The sequence below is a fragment of the Streptomyces sp. NBC_00647 genome (genome assembly GCF_045207245.1).
In the GTDB taxonomy this organism is placed as follows: domain Bacteria; phylum Actinomycetota; class Actinomycetes; order Streptomycetales; family Streptomycetaceae; genus Streptomyces.
In genome coordinates this window covers 5322894-5342729 of sequence record NZ_CP109040.1, presented here as the reverse complement: position 1 = coordinate 5342729, position 19836 = coordinate 5322894, and the positions used below count along the sequence as shown (strand labels likewise).

General features: G+C 67.7%; 16 protein-coding genes. 7 read left to right on the top strand and 9 right to left on the bottom strand.

What is annotated here, in order from left to right; translation table 11 throughout:
- Positions 1-3: 3 nt before the first annotated feature.
- From yidC to OG788_RS23440, 6 genes are all read left to right on the top strand, one after another.
- Complete coding sequence (yidC, locus tag OG788_RS23465) at positions 4-1305, top strand: membrane protein insertase YidC (RefSeq protein ID WP_406373240.1); 1302 nt, start codon at positions 4-6, stop codon at positions 1303-1305.
- Positions 1306-1320: 15 nt separating this feature from the next.
- A complete protein-coding gene (locus tag OG788_RS23460) occupies positions 1321-1830 on the top strand; it encodes a R3H domain-containing nucleic acid-binding protein (RefSeq protein ID WP_351536160.1) in 510 nt (169 codons plus the stop codon).
- 201 nt (positions 1831-2031) lie between these two features.
- On the top strand, positions 2032-2748 hold the full coding sequence (rsmG, locus tag OG788_RS23455; RefSeq protein ID WP_406373237.1) for a 16S rRNA (guanine(527)-N(7))-methyltransferase RsmG: 717 nt from the start codon (positions 2032-2034) through the stop codon (positions 2746-2748).
- 361 nt (positions 2749-3109) lie between these two features.
- A complete protein-coding gene (locus OG788_RS23450) occupies positions 3110-4183 on the top strand; it encodes a ParA family protein (protein ID WP_323178843.1) in 1074 nt (357 codons plus the stop codon).
- Entirely contained in the window at positions 4180-5271 is a 1092-nt protein-coding gene (locus tag OG788_RS23445; RefSeq protein WP_406373235.1) for a ParB/RepB/Spo0J family partition protein, read from the top strand. The genes OG788_RS23450 and OG788_RS23445 overlap by 4 nt, the downstream gene beginning before the upstream one ends.
- Before the next feature lie 328 nt (positions 5272-5599).
- Positions 5600-6217: a GNAT family N-acetyltransferase gene (locus OG788_RS23440; protein WP_356747067.1), complete on the top strand. Its 618-nt coding sequence runs from the start codon at positions 5600-5602 to the stop codon at positions 6215-6217.
- Positions 6218-6344: 127 nt separating this feature from the next.
- Here OG788_RS23440 and trxA read toward each other — a convergent pair whose 3' ends face one another.
- The 7 genes from trxA to OG788_RS23405 form a co-directional block, all read right to left on the bottom strand.
- Positions 6345-6677: a thioredoxin gene (gene trxA / locus OG788_RS23435; protein WP_007383275.1), complete on the bottom strand. Its 333-nt coding sequence runs from the start codon at positions 6675-6677 to the stop codon at positions 6345-6347.
- Between the two features lie 44 nt (positions 6678-6721).
- Positions 6722-7687, bottom strand: a complete 966-nt coding sequence (trxB, locus tag OG788_RS23430) for a thioredoxin-disulfide reductase (RefSeq protein ID WP_356747065.1) — start codon at positions 7685-7687, stop codon at positions 6722-6724.
- 249 nt (positions 7688-7936) lie between these two features.
- Positions 7937-8305 (bottom strand): hypothetical protein, encoded by a 369-nt coding sequence (locus OG788_RS23425; protein ID WP_406373232.1) that lies wholly within the window; start codon positions 8303-8305, stop codon positions 7937-7939.
- A gap of 521 nt (positions 8306-8826) precedes the next feature.
- Complete coding sequence (sigM, locus tag OG788_RS23420; protein WP_351536143.1) at positions 8827-9558, bottom strand: RNA polymerase sigma factor SigM; 732 nt, start codon at positions 9556-9558, stop codon at positions 8827-8829.
- A gap of 28 nt (positions 9559-9586) precedes the next feature.
- Positions 9587-11302 carry a serine/threonine protein kinase gene (locus tag OG788_RS23415; protein WP_406373230.1) on the bottom strand — a complete coding sequence of 572 codons (1716 nt, stop codon included), beginning with the start codon at positions 11300-11302 and terminating at the stop codon, positions 9587-9589.
- Between the two features lie 118 nt (positions 11303-11420).
- Entirely contained in the window at positions 11421-13667 is a 2247-nt protein-coding gene (murJ, locus tag OG788_RS23410) for a murein biosynthesis integral membrane protein MurJ (RefSeq protein ID WP_406373229.1), read from the bottom strand.
- Positions 13668-13713: 46 nt separating this feature from the next.
- Complete coding sequence (locus tag OG788_RS23405) at positions 13714-16122, bottom strand: DUF6049 family protein (RefSeq protein WP_406373227.1); 2409 nt, start codon at positions 16120-16122, stop codon at positions 13714-13716.
- A 222-nt stretch (positions 16123-16344) separates the two neighbouring features.
- Here OG788_RS23405 and OG788_RS23400 point away from each other — a divergent pair, with 222 nt between their 5' ends.
- The gene (locus OG788_RS23400; RefSeq protein WP_406373226.1) at positions 16345-17811 is read left to right on the top strand and encodes a CCA tRNA nucleotidyltransferase; all 1467 of its coding nucleotides are present in this window, start codon (positions 16345-16347) and stop codon (positions 17809-17811) included.
- Positions 17812-17918: 107 nt separating this feature from the next.
- On the opposite strand, the gene OG788_RS23395 is transcribed toward OG788_RS23400, so the two are convergent.
- Positions 17919-18413: a hypothetical protein gene (locus OG788_RS23395; RefSeq protein ID WP_406373225.1), complete on the bottom strand. Its 495-nt coding sequence runs from the start codon at positions 18411-18413 to the stop codon at positions 17919-17921.
- A 112-nt stretch (positions 18414-18525) separates the two neighbouring features.
- Positions 18526-19788, bottom strand: a complete 1263-nt coding sequence (locus OG788_RS23390) for an MFS transporter (protein WP_406373224.1) — start codon at positions 19786-19788, stop codon at positions 18526-18528.
- Between the last annotated feature and the right edge of the window lie 48 nt (positions 19789-19836).

The window sequence follows — 19836 nt, the reverse complement described above, 5'->3', positions numbered from 1 at the left end:
TTAGTGGACACGATTGCTGGTCTTTTCAGCTTCATCACGACACCCGTTTCCTGGGTCATCGTCCAGTTCCACGCCGTGTACGGGAAGATCTTCGGTCCCGACACGGGCTGGGCCTGGGGCTTGTCCATTGTTTCCCTGGTGATCCTGATCCGTATCTGCCTGATCCCGCTCTTTGTGAAGCAGATCAAGGCCACCCGGGCCATGCAGACGCTGCAGCCCGAGATGAAGAAGATCCAGGAGCGCTACAAGAACGACAAGCAGCGCCAGTCCGAAGAGATGATGAAGCTGTACAAGGAGACGGGTACCAACCCGCTCTCCTCGTGCCTTCCCATCCTGGCGCAGTCGCCGTTCTTCTTCGCGCTGTACCACGTGCTCAACGCCATCGCGACGGGCAAGACGATCGGCGTCATCAACGATGATCTGCTCGCCAGCGCCCGTGACGCGCACATCTTCGGTGCCCCGCTCGCCGCGAAGTTCACGGACAGCGCCGAGACGGTCGCCGCGCTCGGTGCCACGCTGACCGATGTCCGTGTCGTCACCGCGATCATGATCGTGATGATGTCGGCTTCGCAGTTCTACACCCAGCGTCAGCTGATGACGAAGAACGTCGACACCACGGTGAAGACGCCCTTCATGCAGCAGCAGAAGATGCTGATGTACGTCTTCCCGGTCATGTTCGCCGTCTTCGGCATCAACTTCCCGGTCGGTGTCCTCGTCTACTGGCTGACCACCAACGTGTGGACCATGGGTCAGCAGATGTACGTCATCCGCAACAACCCGACCCCGGGCTCGAAGGCGCAGGCCGCTTACCTGGAGCGCCTGCAGAAGCACGTCACGCAGCACGGCAAGACCCGCCGCCGCAGCGAGAAGGCCATCGTCAAGGCCATCGTCGCCAAGGGCCGCGACCGCAACGAGTTCGAGCGTAAGTTCATCAACGGCCTGACCAAGGCGGGCCTCGTGGCCCAGCCGGACGGGCTCGTGGTGAAGGGCGAGGGCACGACGGTCATCGAGGCCGAGGACGGCACCACGACCACCGCGGCCGCCGCTCACAAGCGTCAGCAGCCGAAACGGCAGTCGAAGTCGCAGCGCCAGTCGGGCACGACGGCGACCGGCATGGGCAAACCGGCTGACGAGTCCGAACCGAAGACCTCGCTCACCAAGTCCGACGAGCCGCAGGACGCCAAGCCCTCCGCCGCAAAGCCGGCCACCGGAAGCGGGAGCAAGCCCGGCGCCGGTACCCGCAGCAAGGCCCAGTCCGGACAGCGCAAGGGCCCACAGCGGCCCAAGTCCCCGTCCAAGAAGTAAGAAGGAGTCCATCCCGTGACGGAAGGCACCACCTCCGCCGCCGCTGAGGGCGACACCCTGTCCCGCCTGGAGCAGGAAGGCGAGATCGCGGCGGACTACCTCGAAGGTCTGCTCGACATCGCCGATCTCGACGGCGACATCGACATGGACGTAGAGGCCGACCGCGCCGCTGTCTCGATCATCAGCGACTCGGGCGGCCGCGACCTGCAGAAGCTGGTCGGCCGGGACGGCGAGGTGCTGGAGGCGCTCCAGGAGCTCACGCGCCTGGCCGTGCACCGGGAGACCGGGGACCGCAGCCGGCTGATGCTGGACATCGGGGGCTTCCGCGCCAAGAAGCGCGAGGAGCTCTCCGAGCTGGGTGCCAAGGCCGCCGCCGAGGTCAAGAGCTCCGGTGAGCCCGTGAAGATGGACCCGATGACGCCCTTCGAGCGCAAGGTGGTGCACGACGCGGTCAAGGCCGCGGGCCTGCGCAGCGAGTCCGAGGGCGAGGAGCCGCAGCGCTTCGTCGTCGTGCTCCCCGCCTGATCGGTACGTACGTTCCTTCGGCCCCGTCTGTTGCGCAGGCGGGGCCGAACTTTGTCAGCCTGGTAGTCCCCACAGCTGTGGTCCCGGACCTCGATCACTGGCCGCGGTTCCCGAACCCTCGGTCCTCGACAGCTGTTGGTCCCTGATAGTCCTGGTGATCAGCGCTCAGTGCGCTTATGCGGTACGGAAGGACGGTCCCCCGTGACGGAGGCAGCGGAGCTTCCCCCCGCGCCCGAGCAGGCGCGCGTGGTATTCGGTGATCGCTTCGCGGACGCGGTCCGGTACGCGGAACTGTTGTCCGAGGCGGGAGTGCAGCGCGGGCTGATCGGTCCCCGTGAGGTGCCTCGGCTGTGGGAGCGGCACCTGCTGAACTGCGCGGTGCTCTCCGAGGTCGTCCCCGAGGGGGTGACCGTGTGCGACGTCGGTTCCGGTGCGGGGCTGCCCGGTATCCCGCTGGCGCTCGTCCGGGAGGATCTCAAGATCACGCTGCTCGAGCCGCTTCTGCGCCGGACCACCTTCCTGACCGAGGTCGTGGAGATGCTCGGCCTCGACCATGTGACCGTCGTCCGCGGCCGCGCCGAGGAGGTCATGGGGAAGCTGCAGCCGGTTCATGTGGTGACGGCCAGGGCGGTTGCTCCGCTGGACCGGCTGGCGGCTTGGGGGATCCCGCTGCTGCGCCCGTACGGCGAGATGCTCGCCCTCAAGGGTGATACCGCCGAGGAGGAGCTGAAGACCTCTGCCACGGCGCTGAGCAAGCTCGGAGCCGTGGAGACGTCCATCCTGCACGTTGGTGAGGGCGTCGTGGACCCGCTGTCCACCGTGGTGCGGGTGGAGGTGGGCGAGAGCCCTGGCGGGGTGCGCTTCGCGGCGAAGCGAGCCAAGGCTGCCAGGACGGGCCGGACGCGCCGCCGACGCTGATCCTGGGCGATGTGAGCATCGTTACTCCCGGTTCCCGCAGGGTGGGGCCGGGAGTTTCTCTGTTCAATCCGGGAGTTCTTTGTCACTCCCGACGATCGGCCCTGACGACAGGCCGTACTCCACACAAGGTGTCAAACCTACGCATATCGGAGTGTCGCGCCACGACGGCCCCGGTTAGCTGGGCATCGTGTTTCACGTGAAACGTCGCTCACTGTTGCACGGCATCATCAGTCGCGGCCGCGCTGCGGCCGAACCTCGCGACCGGAGGCCCCTCGGTTCACTCGGAGGGGGTGCGGAGTTGTCCACAGAGGTGGATTTCTCCACAGAACAACGGGCCTCGCTGGTTCACCACCCCGATGGCATGGGAGGCTCTGTTCATTGCGAGCCTGAAGTCGAGGAGAGTGAATCCTTGCGGTCCGACGCCAACATCGCGGGACCGATGACCGATCCGGTCCCCGGTCCCCGTACCGAGTCGATGGGGGAGGATGTTTCACGTGAAACACCGCCCCCGATGGACGACACTCCCATTGGTCGTGCTGCCCAACTGGCTGTGGAGGCGCTAGGTCGCGCCGGTGAGGGCCTGCCACGGCCCGAGCAGACCCGAGTCATGGTGGTTGCCAACCAGAAGGGTGGTGTGGGTAAGACCACGACCACGGTCAACCTTGCCGCCTCGTTGGCCCTGCACGGCGGCCGGGTCCTGGTGATCGACCTCGACCCTCAGGGCAATGCCTCCACCGCGCTGGGGATCGATCATCACGCCGAAGTCCCATCGATCTATGACGTGCTGATCGACAGCAAGCCGCTCTCCGAAGTCGTTCAGCCGGTCCCTGATGTCGAGGGTCTCTTCTGCGCTCCCGCCACGATCGATCTCGCTGGTGCGGAGATCGAGCTGGTGTCGCTGGTGGCCCGTGAGAGTCGGCTGGAGCGAGCGATCCAGGCGTACGAGCAGCCGCTGGACTACATCCTCATCGACTGCCCTCCGTCGCTCGGCCTGCTGACGGTCAACGCGCTGGTCGCCGGAGCGGAAGTTCTCATCCCCATCCAGTGCGAGTACTACGCGCTGGAAGGCCTGGGACAGCTCTTGCGGAACGTCGACCTGGTACGAGGGCACCTCAACCCCAACCTCCACGTCTCGACGATTCTGCTCACCATGTACGACGGCCGGACGCGCCTCGCGTCCCAGGTAGCGGAGGAAGTACGCAGCCACTTCGGCGAAGAGGTGCTGCGGACCAGCATTCCCCGCTCGGTCCGTATCTCGGAGGCTCCGAGTTATGGGCAGACGGTCCTGACCTACGATCCGGGTTCGAGCGGTGCTCTCTCTTATCTTGAGGCCGCGCGCGAAATCGCCCTCCGGGGAGTCGGAATGGCGTATGACGCGCAACATGCCCACGTGGGCGCACAGAACGATCAGAACATGGTGGAGGGGATCCAGTGAGCGAGCGACGACGGGGGCTGGGGCGGGGCCTTGGTGCGCTGATCCCTGCGGCTCCGACAGGTGAGCGTCCGGGTGTTTCGGCGAGTGGGTCCTCCTCGCCGGCTGCTGCACCCTTGCTCACAGCGGAGCGCGGGGTGGCGGCGGCCAAGGTGACCACGCTGCCGCCTGTTTCACATGAAACGGAGGAGCCGTCGTCGAGTGGAGCTCTGGAGGTGCCCCAGGCGCCTGTCGGTGCTCACTTCGCCGAACTGCCCCTCGACTTCATCACGCCGAACCCGCGCCAGCCGCGCGAGGTCTTCGACGAGGACGCTCTCGGCGAGCTCGTCACCTCCATCAAGGAGGTCGGGCTTCTCCAGCCGGTCGTCGTGCGGCAGGTGGGTCCGTCCCGCTACGAGCTCATCATGGGTGAGCGACGCTTCAGGGCCTGCCGCGAGGCGGGACTTGAGGCCATTCCTGCGATCGTGCGGGCGACGGAGGACGAGAAGCTCCTCCTGGACGCGCTCCTTGAGAACCTGCACAGGGCGCAGCTGAACCCGCTGGAAGAGGCGGCCGCCTACGACCAGCTGCTCAAAGACTTCAACTGCACGCACGACCAGCTGGCAGACCGGATCGGACGGTCGCGTCCGCAGGTCTCCAATACTCTGCGCCTGCTGAAGCTCTCGCCGTCCGTTCAGCGCCGGGTTGCCGCTGGGGTTCTCTCCGCGGGGCATGCGCGGGCGCTGCTCTCCGTCGACGACTCGGAGGAGCAGGACCGCCTGGCCCACCGCATCGTCGCCGAGGGGCTCTCGGTGCGGGCCGTCGAGGAGATCGTCACCCTCATGGGGTCGCGTCCGCAGACGGCTCAGCGCTCCAAGGGGCCGCGGGCCGGCGGTCGGGTCTCTCCTGCTCTGAGTGATCTGGCCACGCGCCTCTCGGACCGTTTCGAGACGCGGGTGAAGGTCGACCTGGGTCAGAAGAAGGGCAAGATCACCGTCGAGTTCGCTTCGATGGAAGACCTTGAGCGCATTCTCGGTTCGCTCGCCCCGGGCGAGGGACCGGTTCTTCAGAAGAGCCTCCTGGACGACGACTCCGACGACGCGGAAGCCTGAGGCAGCGGCTGGTGGTACTGATCTCTTGATCCGTCCACCAGCAGAGCGGGCCGTGTCCGGTGTGTACCGGAACACGGCCCGCTCTTTGCTTTCTGGCGGTATCGATGGAATCGCATCGTGGATACGATGCGATGGGCTATGGCGCATCCACCTGGCAGCACCTTCATCGGGGAGGCGGGGCCATGCAAACCGTGAGCCGTACCGGACTGGTGACCGCAGGCCTGGGCCTGGGAGCCGTCGGTGGATTCGTCGGCAGCCTGCTCAGGGAGCGGAGCCATCTGACAGCCGCCCGTGACGCCGCGGGCGAAGGAAGCGAGGAACATCCTTCATGGGGCGTCGGCTCGTACCGCTCACGCTGGACAACCTTCCGGACCTTCCCAAGCGCTGTCGCGCGTGCGTCTTCTGGGAACTGGATCCCGTCAGCAGTGAAGCCGCGGTAAAGGCAGGCACACCCGCGCTGGAGAAGGAAGCCTGGATCTCCTCGGTTCTGCTGGACTGGGGATCCTGCGGCCGGGTCGTCTACGTGGACGACGTACCGGTGGGCTTCGTGCTCTACGCGCCGCCGGCCTATGTCCCCCGCTCCACCGCATTCCCCACGAGCCCGGTGTCGCCGGACGCTGTGCAGTTGATGACCTCGTTCATCATGCCGGGCTATCAGGGGCAGGGGCTCGGACGAGTGATGGTCCAGACGGTCGCCAAGGATCTGCTCCGCCGCGGATTCAAGGCGATCGAGGCCTTCGGAGACGCGCGCTGGAAGGAACCCGCCTGTGTGCTCCCCGCCGACCATCTGCTCGCGGTGGGCTTCAAGACCGTGCGGCCTCATCCCAGATACCCCCGTCTGAGGCTGGAACTGCGGACGACGCTCTCCTGGAAGGAAGACGTGGAGCTGGCGCTTGACCGCCTTCTGGGAGCAGTACAGAAGGAGCCGGCGCTTCGTCCGCTGTGACGGTCGGCCGATCGCACCCGCGCACTGCGATCGGCGTTCCCTCGGCCAAAGCGAATGGGCCAGCCCGACCGGGCTGGCCCATTCGTGTTTCACGTGAAACACACGCCGCGCATGCGGCGGACATCGACTACTCGGCGATGAAGTCCTCGAGGTCGCGCACGATCGCGGCCTTCGGCTTCGCACCGACGATGGTCTTCGCGACCTCGCCACCCTGGTAGACGTTCAGGGTCGGGATCGACATGACGCCGTACTTGGCGGCTGTGCCGGGGTTCTCGTCGATGTTGAGCTTGACGATCTCGATCTTGTCGCCGTACTCCGCGGCGATCGCCTCGAGGGACGGAGCGATCTGGCGGCAGGGACCGCACCAGGCGGCCCAGAAGTCCACCAGGACGGGCTTGTCGCTCTTGAGGACGTCCTGCTCGAAGGAGTCGTCGGTCACGTTCTTCAGGGTGCCGGCCACAGCGGGCTCCTTAACTTGTTGGTGCGGTGGGGCGGACGGGGGGATCAGACGGTGGCGGCCGCGGCGGCCGTCTCGCTGTCCGCGAGGGAGGCGAGGTAGCGCTCGGCGTCGAGGGCGGCGGAGCAGCCGGTGCCGGCAGCGGTGATCGCCTGACGGTAGGTGTGGTCGACCACGTCACCGGCGCCGAAGACACCGGTCAGGTTCGTGCGGGTCGAAGGAGCGGCGACCTTCAGGTAGCCCTCTCCGTCCAGATCGAGCTGGCCCTTGAAGAGCTCGGTACGCGGGTCGTGGCCGATCGCGATGAACAGACCGGTCACCGGCAGCTCCGAGGTCTCGCCGGTCTTGAGGTTGCGCAGCGTCAGGCCGGCCAGCTTCGGGTCGCCCTTGATTTCGGCGACCTCGCTGTCCCAGACGAACTTGATCTTCGGGTCGGCGAAGGCACGCTCCTGCATCGCCTTGGAGGCGCGGAGGCTGTCCCTGCGGTGGACGATCGTCACGGACTTGGCGAAGCGCGAGAGGAAGGTGGCCTCCTCCATCGCGGTGTCGCCACCGCCGATGACGGCGATGTCGTGGTCCTTGAAGAAGAACCCGTCACACGTCGCGCACCAGGAGACGCCACGCCCGGAGAGCGTGTCCTCGTTGGGCAGTCCGAGCTTGCGGTGCTGCGAGCCCGTGGTGACGATCACGGCCTTGGCACGGTGGACGGTGCCCGCCGTGTCCGTGACGGTCTTGATCTCGCCCGTCAGGTCGACGGCGACGACATCGTCCGGAACCAGCTCGGCACCGAAGCGCTCGGCCTGGGCACGCATGTTGTCCATGAGCTCGGGGCCCATGATGCCGTCCTGGAAGCCGGGGAAGTTCTCCACCTCGGTGGTGTTCATCAGCGCACCGCCTGCGGTGACGGCGCCTTCGAAGACCAACGGCTTCAGCGACGCGCGCGCGGTGTAGAGCGCCGCCGTGTAGCCGGCGGGCCCAGACCCGATGATGATCACGTTACGGACGTCGCTCACGGCTTGATTCCTCGTCTCTGGAGACTGCTGCGTACCGGTGGGAGCCTCTCTCAGAACTCTCACCCCACCCAACGGATCCTAAGGGGCTTCAATTCCCGCTGTGTCAGGGCACACGGAGACCGGATGACGGACCGAGATGCCGTGCGGCGCCTGGGCAGGACACCACCGGGCGTCGAAGCGTCAGAGCGCGCGATCGAAAGGGCCGGGATCGTACCTGCCGAGGTGTTCACAATCCTGAGGCCGACGCGTTCAGGACCGCGCGTACGACCGGGTCAGCAGGAGTTTGCCGGGGGGCGAGGAGACCTGCTTCGCACAGGCCGATTCGACGAGGTAGGCGGTGACCTTCGTGTTGTCCGCCTCATTGGACAGCACGAGGAGGTAGACGCCGGTCCCCTGGTACGTGCCCTCCTTGGCGGCGAGGAGCGTTCCCTCGTCTCCGGTCCCCCGCGCGACACACTCGGGAACGGGGGGTGTCGGGGAGACCAAGGTGTTGACCCCGCCCGAGTCGGTCTCGGCGCCCCAGGGCTTCGCGCTACCGGAGTGCTCGCCCGACTTCTTGGTCTTGGTGAGAAGGTCTGAGACCTCGCCCTGCAGTGTCTTCTCGGAGAAGGTGCTCACTGCCCCCGACTCCTGCCTCGTCGCCGTCTGAGGGCTCTTGTCGGAGCTGTCGCCGCCGAACGATTGCACGAGGATCGCGCCCACACCCAGGGCGGCGGCAGCGAAGGCGGTCGTGAGGAGAGCCGTCCTGCGGCGCCCACGGCGTGCTCGGTGAGGACGACCTGGTCCGCCGGCCGCACGAGAATGTCCCGCTGGGCGATCGGCAGCCGACGTTTCACGTGAAACATGAGTGCGGTCGCCGTCAGCACCGGATGCCTCATCGGGTTCTGTGGCACTCAGCAAGGCCTCCGCGGCCAATGCGGCATCGATGCGTCCGGCCACATCGTCGGGCATGCGAGGCGGACCCGGCAGGGTGCCGAGCAGGCCGCGGATCTCCTCCAGGGAGTCGTGGACGTCGGCGCACAGTTCGCATGTATCGAGGTGCTCACGCACGTCCTCGGTACGGGATGGCGAGAGCAGACCTTCGGTGAGGTCGGAGATCTCCGCGACGTCCGGGTGCCCGGCCTTGTCCGTCGTGGATGTCACGCTCGCCCACCTCCGCCCTTCACAGCAGCTGAATCGCTTGGCCCTGCGTCACGGGATCCCGCCTCGCGCGGTCCCGCTGCCGGTGGGACGGATGTCCCCTGCGTCCGGTTCCGTCCGCCACCCGACTTCTTCCCCTTCTCGTCACCCGAGTTCTCCGTGCGGAGATGAGTGAGAAGGGGAAGGAGTCTGGCTCTGCCGCGTGCGCAGCGGCTCTTCACCGTGCCGGTCGGCACATCGAGGATGCGGGCCGCCTCGGCCACGGGGTAGCCCTGCATGTCCACCAGGACGAGGGCGGCGCGCTGGTCGGCCGGGAGTGTGCCCAGGGCGTCGATGAGCTCCCGGTGGAGGTCATTGCGCTCAGCCGGAGCAGAGGCTGACTCGTGCGGTTCGAGGAGCTGTTCCAGACGCTGGGTGTCATCGACGGGGGACGTCCTTCTGGAGGCCGCCTTGCGGGCGCGGTCCAGGCAGGCGTTCACCGTGATGCGGTGCAGCCAGGTCGTGACGGCCGACTGGCCCCGGAAGGTGTGGGCGGCCCGATAGGCCGAGACGAGTGCGTCCTGGACCGCGTCAGCGGCCTCCTCGCGGTCTCCCAGCGTCCGCAGGGCCACGGCCCACAGGCGGTCGCGGTGACGCCGTACGAGCTCACCGAAGGCGTCAGGATCGCCTTCCACATGGCGGGCCAGGAGGTCCTGATCGCTTGCTTCGCCGTATGCGGCTTGATCGGCCATCGGACCCCCTCCCCTCCGTCGACGAGCGTCAGCCGGTGAACTTCACGTCCGTGACGGCCTGCTTGTAGCCGGCACCGCTGTACTGGTCCTTGCCCGAGTAGGGGGCGGCGGTGATCCATACCACTACGTATCGCGTCTCCACCGCCTTGTCCGCGGAGATCTTCAGCTGCCTGCCGGAGGTCTCGGCGTCCGCGATCTTCTTCATGGAACCGATGGGTGTCGACGACGACATCGAGTCGGTCGCGTACAACGACACCGTCGTGTGATTGCCGCCGTAGTTCAGCCCTATCGAGGCCGCCGACAGGCTCTGGGCGGACCCGAGGTCGTAGACGATGCCCACGCCCTGCTTGAACGGCGCCAGGGTGGGGCCGCCGTTGTAGGAGTACGTCCGCCAGTACGTGGTGCTGTCGCCGTCGTAGGTGAGCTTCACGTCCGACGGGTGCTGCGGCTTGCCGTCCGGGTAGTACTCCTGCGCGCCCTTGATCGCGATCGGCTTGACCGGCTTGGTCTTGTCGCCGGTCTTGTCGTTGCCGTCCGTCGTCTGGGTCTTCTTGGTGTCGTCGGACTTGTCATGGTCCATCAGCGCGTCCGCGAGCTGCCAACTGCCCAAGCCCAGGGCGGCGATGAGAAGAGCCGAGACGGCCCACTTCAGGGCCTTGCCGGTACGGCTCTGCAGCGGGGGCGGTGGAGCCGGCACGGGCTGGGTCACACCTGGACGCGCCGACTGGCGGCCGTACGTGCCCTGCTGGTACGTCGTGCGCTGGTACTCGGGCGGTGCGGTGAACGCGGGCTCCGGCGGGCGGATGCGCGGCATCTCGCTGATCGCCTTCACGAGCTCCTCCGGCGTGGTGCACGGGGACTCGTGGCGGGAGGCGGTCGCCCCGTCGTTGGCGAGCGCGCGCATGGCGAGCTCCGACAGACCTCGGTGGACACCGGCCCGCACCTGGTCGGGCGCGATGAGCCCGACGCCCTTGGGCAGCCCTGACAGGCCATAGGCATCGTTCTCGTACGGCCAGCGCTGGGTCAGGGAGGCGTACAGGAGTGCCCCGATCGCCTCCGTGTCGGAGCGCTGCGGGGTGTCGGAACTGATGCCGCGGAGTGCCGCGTTCACGGCGAGCCCGCGGATGCGCCACTGACCGGACGACGTGCGGAGCAGGGCGCCGGGGGTCAGCTTCAGATGCGCGAGGCCCTCGCGGTGTGCGGCGGCCATCGCCTGGGAGACCTGACTGACCATCTGGTAGGCCTCGTGCACCTCCAGGGGGCCCGAGGCAAGGAGCGCGGTGAGTTCCGTGGCGTCCGGCAGCCACTCGTGCACCACATAGACGAGGTCGTTCTCCTCGACCGCGTCCAGGACCTGGACGAACCGGGGATCGCCCAGCAGGGCGGAGGAACGGGCCGCCGCCAGTACTGAGCGGGCCCGTGGATGATCGGCGGGCAGCAGGTGCACACCGACGGCACGACGAAGTTTCTCGTCCATCGCGCGCCAACTGCTGAAACCGTCCAGACGGGTGACGCACTCTTCGAGGCGGTAGCGCCTGGCGAGTTTGTGACCACTGTGCAGTTCGGGCGGTGAGGCCTTTCCGGGACTCTCGGTCCCGCCGCTCCCCTGTGCCTCTTCGCTGTCCGTTTCCCGCTCCCGGTTTTGGGCCACCCCGTCGGACGTGGTTTGGTCCGCCTTGGCGGTCAGCGGTTCGTCACCGCTGTTGTCTGCCACGTCGACGGCAGCCGTGCTCCGTTCCGCCACCGTCGTCCCTGCCTCCCCATCCGTTGCGCGCTGTCCGACGCAGAAACCAATTGTGCCCACAGTCCGGCGCTATGCACGACACACGGCGACGGACGATGGTTGTGCACGTACCCCCGCCTCAGCGCCCCAGGCGCCCGCGGACCATTCCGACCATTGAATTCAGTTCTTCGATGCGCATCTTGCGCGCGGCGATGTAGAAGACACCGAGCAGGGCGATCGATCCGACGACGAGCGCCGCGATCGAACCGAACACCCCGTGCCCGAGGGCCTGGGTGATCGCAAAGCCTACGGCGCCGCCCACCACGGCGCCCGGGATGGACGCCAGGCACAGCCGCGCGTATGTGCGCATCACACGGGCGCCGTCCAGGTCGCCGCCCAGTCGCCTGCGCAGCCGCTGCCAGGCCACTCCGACGCCCACGGCGTATGCCAGTCCGTACGCGCCGGCCATGCCGACGACCGCCCACTGCGCGGGCAGCACGACATAACAGACGGCCGAGGCCGCCGCGTTGACGGCGGCCACGATGACCGTGTTGTAGAAGGGGGTGCGGGTGTCCTCGTAGGCGTAGAAACCGCGCAGGACCACGTACTGCACCGAGAAGGGGATCAGGCCGAGCGCGAAGGCCATGAGGACGTAGCCCTGTGACTGGGCGGCCTGGAGGCCGCTGGAGCCGAAGAGCAGGGTGCACATGGGGATGCCGAGCGCGACGAACATGAAGGCGACCGGGACGATCGCCACCGCCGAGGTCCGCAGACCCTGCGAGATGTCGTCACGGACGGCGCCCGGGTCACCGTCGTGGGCCGCTCGCGAGATCCGCGGAAGCATGGCCGCCATGACGGAGACCGTGATGATCGCCTGCGGCATGCCCCAGATCAGCTGGGCGTTGGAGTAGGCCAGGATGCCCGCTCCGCTCTTGCCCGACGCCTGACCCGCTGCTGTGGCCAACTGCGTGACGACGAGGACGCCGGCCTGATTGGCGAGAACGAAGAGCACGGTCCACTTGGCGAGCTTGACGGCCTTGCCGAGGCCGTGGCCCCTCCAGTCGAAGCGCGGACGGAACCGGAAGCCTGTCTCGCGCAGGTACGGAACCATCGCCACGGCCTGCACGACCAGGCCGAGCAGGGTGCCGATGCCCAGCAGGCGGAGGCCGTCCGGCGGGATGTTGTTCACCGACATGCCGGAGTGCCGGGCGGTCCCGTAGACCCAGAGGAACAGGCCGAACGTGGAGATCATGACGATGTTGTTCAGGACCGGAGTCCACATCATCGCGCCGAACTTCCCGCGGGCGTTGAGGATCTGGCCCATGACCACGTGAACGCCCATGAAGAAGATCGTGGGCAGGCAGTACCGGGCGAAGGTGACGGCCACGTTGTTGGCCGCCGGGTCGCTCGCGATGGCGTCCGACATCAGCTGGATCAGCAGCGGTGCGATGAAGACCGCGGCGGTGACGATCACAGCGAGGGCGACCATGACCAGCGTCAGCAGGCGGTTGGCGTACGCCTCACCGCCGTCGTCGTCCTCTTTCATGGACCGCACCAGCTGGGGCACGAAGACCGAGTTGAGTCCGCCGCCGACCGTCAGGATGTAGATCATCGTCGGCAGGGTGTACGCGACGGTCCAGGCGTCACCGAGCGTCGCCGCCCCCAGAGCGGCCGTGATGATCATGGTGCGCACGAAGCCGGTGAGACGGGACACGAGCGTGCCCGCCGCCATCACGGCGCTCGACTTCAACAAGCCGGAGGCACGGCCGCCGGACTTCGCCGGAGCGGCCGCGGGTGCTGATGCCGGAGGCTGAGCGGCGGCCGGAGCCGGCTCCGGCGCCGGAGCCGGTACCGCGGGGGAGGCATAGGCGTGACGGACGCCGCCCTGCTGCTGGTCGCGGAAGAGGTGAGCGAAGGCGTCTGGCTCATGCTGCTCCTCGCCGGCCTGGGTGACCAGGTCGTCCACCCCCACGTACTGGGTGGTCCGGGCGTCGTCGCCGTACGGCAGGTGCCGCGTCGGCCCGGCCGGCTCCGGAGGGGGCGTCTGGGCCCACACCCGTGGGTCGGGGGCGTACTGCGGCGTGGGCGGCTGAGCGTAGAGCGGCTGCTGGGGCGGGTACGTCCCGGGCGCCGGCGGAGGGTGCGCGGCACGGTCGTAGAGCGCCTCCGCCACCGGATCCTGGGCCGAGAGGTCCTGAGCCCGGTAAGGGTCCTGGCTGTAGGCGTCCTGGAGGTACATGTCCGCGGGAGCACCCGGCGGCATCTGGCCGGGTTCCGGCGTGCCCTCGGGGTAGCCGGAGCGGCCCGCGTCCTGGTCCGGGTAGTCCTCGGGGTAGCCCGAGGATCCCGCGCCCTGGCCGCGGTCACCGTCGTACGGCGCGTTCATGGTTACCCCACCTCATCGTCCCCGGGCCCACCGGCCACGACATCGCTCAACGGTCCACTCTCTCACCCGTGCCGGACGGGTCGGCGCTTTCCGATGCGGTGTCCGGTGTCGGGTCACTCGGCTGCTCCGGGTCGTCTGCCCCGGACTCCGAGCCGGAAGCCTGTTCGGGACCGTCCTCGGAGTCTTCAGTGTGCTCAGTGTCCACGGTGCCGTCCGTGTCCTTGCGCACACCCCCCGCCTCGTGACCGTCTTCCTGCTCTCCCTCGGCCTGCCGGGCAGCCGCGCGCTTACGCTGCGTGTACATCCGGAAACCGGCGAGTACGAGAAGCAGGACGCCACCGCCGATGACGAGCATCACCGTGGAGGTGATCTCGGTGACCTTCACCTCGAAGGAGACCGCGTCGCCGTATGCCTGCCCGTCCTCCGTGTAGAGCTGCGCGGTGACTTTTACCGGACCGTTGGCCTTGGTGGAGGTCGTGAACTTCACCGACTGACTGTGCTCGCCCGCGACCTGGATCGACTGCGGACCATTGCCGATCTTGAGGCGGGTGGGCTGCCCCGACGTGAGGCGCAGCACCAGATGGTCGACGCCCTGCACGAGGTTGTTCTGGACCGTCACGGGGATCGTGGCGCTGCGCCCTGAGAGCTTCGCGTCCGACTTCTTGATGAGATGCACCAGGCCCATGAGCCCGTCGAGGTAGTTGTCCACGCCCGTGCGGAAGGCTTTCGCCTCCGTCGGGCGACCACGCCAGGACACGGACATCCCCCGGTCTATGGCCCGGCCGAACGGCGTGACCACACGGGACTCGTCGGTGAGGATCGACTGGAACTTGTCGAGCTTGCTCTGCGTCTCCTGGATCCGTACGAAGGCTTTGCTCGGCAGCTCCCGCTGGCGCAGCGCCGACGGGTACGAGGACGTGGCGGGCACCTTGGTGGTGGCGCCGGGGTCCGGCTTGGCCTTGGCGGCCTCGGCCAGCCCCTGGGACTGCGACCAGGTCCCCTGCTGGAGCACCCGCAGCGCCTCGGCCATGGACTGCGCCTGACTCGCGGTGGGCATCCTCTGCGGGGCGACGACGATGCTGCGCGGGTCGTCCGACTGCTGCAGGTTGATCATCAGGCTCTGGGCCAGGAACTTCTGGACGGCGAGCGTGGAGTTGTCGGCCTTCAGCATGTCGCCCTGGAACGCGGTGGAGAGCCGCTCGTCCGCGACCACCGCCGTCGTCCCGCCACCGATGGGACGTGCGGCGCTAGGCGTGTACGACAGGCCGCCCGTCTCCCGGAGGCTGTCGCTGCGGGCGATCACCTTGTCCGCGCCGGCCGAAGTGGCCACCTTCACGATCGACGGGTCCACGGCTCCGTCCACGGGCCAGGCGAACTCCGTGCTCGGCTTCACGTGGACGATCGTCTGCACCGTGTCGGCGGCAACATCGGTGGCGTCCTTGAGGTGGCTCAGGGAACCTGTGACCACCTTGCCGTGGTGGGCGAGCGACGCGAGGTCGGGGTCGGCGAAGGGGAGCGCGACGACGTTCTGGTTCTGGACCGCCTTCTCCAGCTTGTTGAGCCAGGCGTTGGCCACCGCCCGGTTCTGCCCGGCGACGGTCGTGCCGTCCTCCTGCTGGATCCGGTACCCGCCTCCCATGGCGTCGACGGAGGCCAGCAGGTCCGGGTCGAGGACCCAGGTGACATCCAGGCCGCTGCCGAGCGACAGGAGCTGGTCCAGGCGCCCGCCCGGGGCGATCTCCGCGGCCAGGTCGTCGTTCTTGAAGACGGGCGTCTGTTGTTCGTCGGAACCGGTCTCCGCCGTGAGGTGGACGGTGGAGATGAGCGGCCAGAGGTACGTCGTCCTGGTCTTCGTGTCCGCAGCGTCGGGCTGCCACGGCAGGAACGTCCGCTCGATACCGAGGACCTGGTCCCACTGCTGAGCGGTGGTCCGGCCCGTGAGTGAGACTCCGAGCTGGTAGACGCCGTCGGCTCCGAGATCGAGCTCCTTGACGGGCACCGAGATGCTGAAGTGCTGCGAGCTCCCGGAGGCGAGCTTGGTGACCTTCGCGACGTACTTGCCCCCGACCTCCGCCGCGTCGAGGCCCGGCTGGAAACTGGTTCGCTTCGCGACGGTGTCGATGGCGGAGCGGGTGTTCAGGGACGGTCCCACGCGGATGCCCACGTGGGCATCCGTGACGGTCTGCCTGCTCTTGTTGGTTACCGAGCCGGAGACCGTGATCGTGTCGCCGTCAGTGGGGGTGCTGGGGCTCAGCGAGTCGAGGCTGATGTCGACCGTGCCGGACCCCGTGGCATCGGCCACAGAGGCCCGCTCAGCGGCTTGAGAGGGGGTACTCAAGGGCAGCTGGAGCAGCCCCGCCAGCAGCGGCGCCCCGGCCAGCAGTGCACCGCTGCGCCGGAGCCACCGGCGGGCAGGTGAGGGACTCGTCCCTTGGAAGTCTGCCGCCTCGGCCACGCGCTCGCCCGTCCTCGTCGTCGTCAGTGGTCGTCGGAATGTGCGTCCAGGCATGGTAACGATGTGCGCTGAGAGGAAGTGCCGCGGAGTGGTCCACAAGATCGGGGGACAGCTCCGACTGTCCTGTATGTGCGCGTATTGAGGCGGCGAAGAGAGAAGGCACACGGATATGAGATTTATCGGGGCGCTCCCGGGGGCCTCGGCCACGTACCCTTTTCTGTTGTGCCGAACGCCAATGAAGACAATTCCAGTGCCCTGAGCCAGGTGCAGCGCCGCGCGGTGAGTGAACTGCTGCGGGTCTCTCCTGTAGCCGACGAGCTCGCCCGCCGTTTTCAGGAGGCGGGATTCTCACTCGCCCTGGTCGGTGGCTCGGTCCGGGACGCGCTCCTCGGCCGGCTCGGCAATGACCTGGACTTCACGACGGACGCCCGACCTGAGGACGTGCTGAAGATCGTCCGGCCCTGGGCGGACGCGGTGTGGGAGGTCGGGATCGCCTTCGGCACGGTGGGTGCGCAGAAGGATGCCCGTGTGGGCGATGTGGAGCAGTCGTTCCAGATCGAGATCACGACGTACCGCTCCGAGGCGTACGACCGGACCTCGCGCAAGCCGGAGGTGTCCTACGGCGACTCCATCGAGGAAGACCTCGTGCGTCGTGACTTCACCGTGAACGCGATGGCGGTCGCGCTGCCGGAGAAGGAGTTCATCGACCCGCACGGCGGTCTGGACGACCTGTCCGCTCGCCTCCTGCGCACCCCGGGCACCCCGGAGGCGTCGTTCTCCGACGATCCGCTGCGGATGATGCGGGCCGCACGGTTCGCCGCGCAGCTCGACTTCGCGGTGGCACCCGAGGTTGTCGCCGCCATGACGGACATGGCAGGGCGCATCGAGATCGTCTCGGCGGAGCGCGTACGGGACGAGCTGAACAAGCTGATCCAGTCCGCTCACCCTCGCAAGGGGCTCACGCTGCTCGTCGACACCGGGCTGGCCGACCATGTGCTCCCCGAGCTCCCCGCGCTGCGGCTGGAGAGCGACGAGCACCACCGGCACAAGGACGTCTACGAGCACACGCTGATCGTTCTGGAACAGGCGATGGCTCTGGAGGAGGACGGGCCCGATCTGACTCTCAGGCTTGCCGCTCTGCTCCACGACATCGGCAAGCCGCGGACCCGTCGCTTCGAGCAGGACGGGCGGGTCTCGTTCCACCACCACGAGATGGTGGGCGCCAAGATGACCAAGAAGCGGATGACGGCGCTCAAATACTCGAACGACCTCGTGAAGGACGTTTCACGTCTGGTCGAACTCCATCTGCGTTTCCACGGGTACGGCACCGGCGAGTGGACGGACTCCGCCGTTCGCCGCTACGTCCGGGACGCGGGCCCGCTTCTTGACCGCCTTCACAAGCTGACCCGCTCCGACTGCACCACGCGCAACAAGCGGAAGGCGGCCGCGCTCTCCCGTGCCTACGACGGCCTCGAGGATCGCATCGCCCAGCTCAAGGAGCAGGAAGAGCTCGACGCGATCCGTCCCGACCTCGACGGCAACGAGATCATGGAGGTCCTGGGCATCGGCCCGGGCCCCGCGATTGGTCAGGCGTACAAGTTCTTGCTGGAGCTTCGACTGGAGAACGGCCCGATGGGGCGCGACGCCGCGGTGGCGGCGCTCAAGGAGTGGTGGGCCGAACAAGGCTGAGGGGTGGACGGCCGGTCCATGTTTCACGTGAAACATCGACGCCGGGCGACGCGAAGGGGCGGTGTTTCACGTGAAACACCGCCCCTTCGTACATCTGGTTCTGCCGGCTACTTGTTGTCTCCCAGGCAGAGCGTGAAGGAATCGCCCGTTTCCTTCCACGTCAGCGTCGCCGTCGTCCCCGCGACGCTCTGGCACGTCAGCTGGGCCAGCGAAGCGCCGTCCGCCTTCTTGAGGACCTTGTGCGTGGCCTTGGAGTCGGTGCAGTCGACCTGGACCACGTCCGGGTCGGTGCCGGTGCCCTTGTTGTAGAGGCAGTCGCCGACCGCCAGCTTCTTGGCGTCCTCGCTGTCGCTGAACAGCCAGCCGCCCACGATGATGGAGACACCCGCGATGGCCACGATTATGCGCAGGTACTGCTTGAAGCCACGCTTCGGGCGCTCCGGCGGGACGGGGGCGTACCCGGCGGTCGGCTGCTGCGGGAACCCGGGCTGACCCGGCTGCTGCGGGTATCCCTGCGGGGGCTGCTGGCCGTACGGGTTCTGGCCCTGGGGCGGCTGGCCCTGAGCGAACGGGTTCTGGCCCTGGGGCGGCGGAGTTGTCACTTGGGGGTCCCCCTGGAACATAGGCGCGTGACGTGAATAAGACCCACGTAAGCTATCGGGATCCTGTGACAACGCAGTAGTCAGGATTGGCTCTGTGGCACTGATGTGACACTTACTGACGCTCAAAGCTGGCCATAGCGGCCGCAATTGACGCGTAGACCGCCGCCACGGTCACGACGAGGGAAACCGACCGTCCGTCAGAAGGCAGTATCAGAGCGGCCACTGCGGCCGCTCCGACGAAAGCGACGTTGAAGAGCACGTCGTAAACGGAGAAGATTCGGCCGCGGAAGCCGTCGTCGACGGAGGACTGCACGATCGTGTCCGTGGCGATCTTCGCGCCCTGCGTGGTCACACCCAGCACGAATGCGGCCATCAGCATGGGCGCGGGGGCGAACGGGAGGCAGAGCGCGGGTTCGAGGATCGCGGCGGCTCCGGCACAGACGGCGATCCAGCGGCCGGAGCCCAGTTGCCCGGCAGCCCAGGGCGTCACCAAGGCCGCCACGAAGAAGCCGGCTCCGGAGACTCCTACGGCCAGCCCCAGGAGCGCCAGCCCGTCGTCCGAGCCGGCTGCCCATGCGTAGCGGCAGAGCATCAGCACCATGACCGTCAGAGCGCCGTAGCAGAATCGCATCAGTGTCATGGCCATCAGAGCCCAGGCCGCCTCGCGCCGTCGGCGCTCCGCGAGATGACGTACGCCCGCCGCGAGGCCTCGTGCCGTGCCGGCGAGGGCCGTGGCCAGATGAGGGTGGACCAGCTCCTGTTCGGGCCCGAGGAGGTCCGGGGCGATACGCAGGGAAGCGAGGGCCGCGCAGAGGTACAGCGCCGCTCCTACGAGAACCACCGCCGCGTCGGAGTCCGCGACGACGAGCCGTACGGCGAACGCGAGACCTCCGCCCAGAGTCGCCGCGAGCGTTCCGGCTGTCGGTGAAAGGGAGTTGGCCAGCACGAGACGGTCCGCGTCGACGACACGGGGCAGTGAGGCCGAGAGCCCGGCCAGGACGAATCGGTTGACCGCGGTGACGGAGAGCGCGGAAGCGTAGAAGAGCCAGTCGGGGACATCGCTCAGGATCAGAACCGCTGTCACGCAGGCCAGCGTCGTGCGCAGCAGGTTGCCGTACAGGAAAACCTGCCGACGCCGCCAGCGGTCCAGCAGGACACCCGCGAAGGGGCCGATGAGGGAGTACGGGAGCAGCAGCACCGCCATCGCGGAGGCGATCGAGGCCGCCGAGGTCTGCTTCTCCGGTGAGAAGACCACATAGGTGGCCAGCGCGACCTGATAGACGCCGTCGGCGCCCTGGGACAGCAGCCGTACGCCGAGCAGGCGCCTGAAGCCCTGGAAGCGCAGGAGGACGCGCAGGTCACGCACGACGGCCATGGGGCACAGCCTCACATACGAGGAGGGTCCCCGGGCGCAATGCCCGGG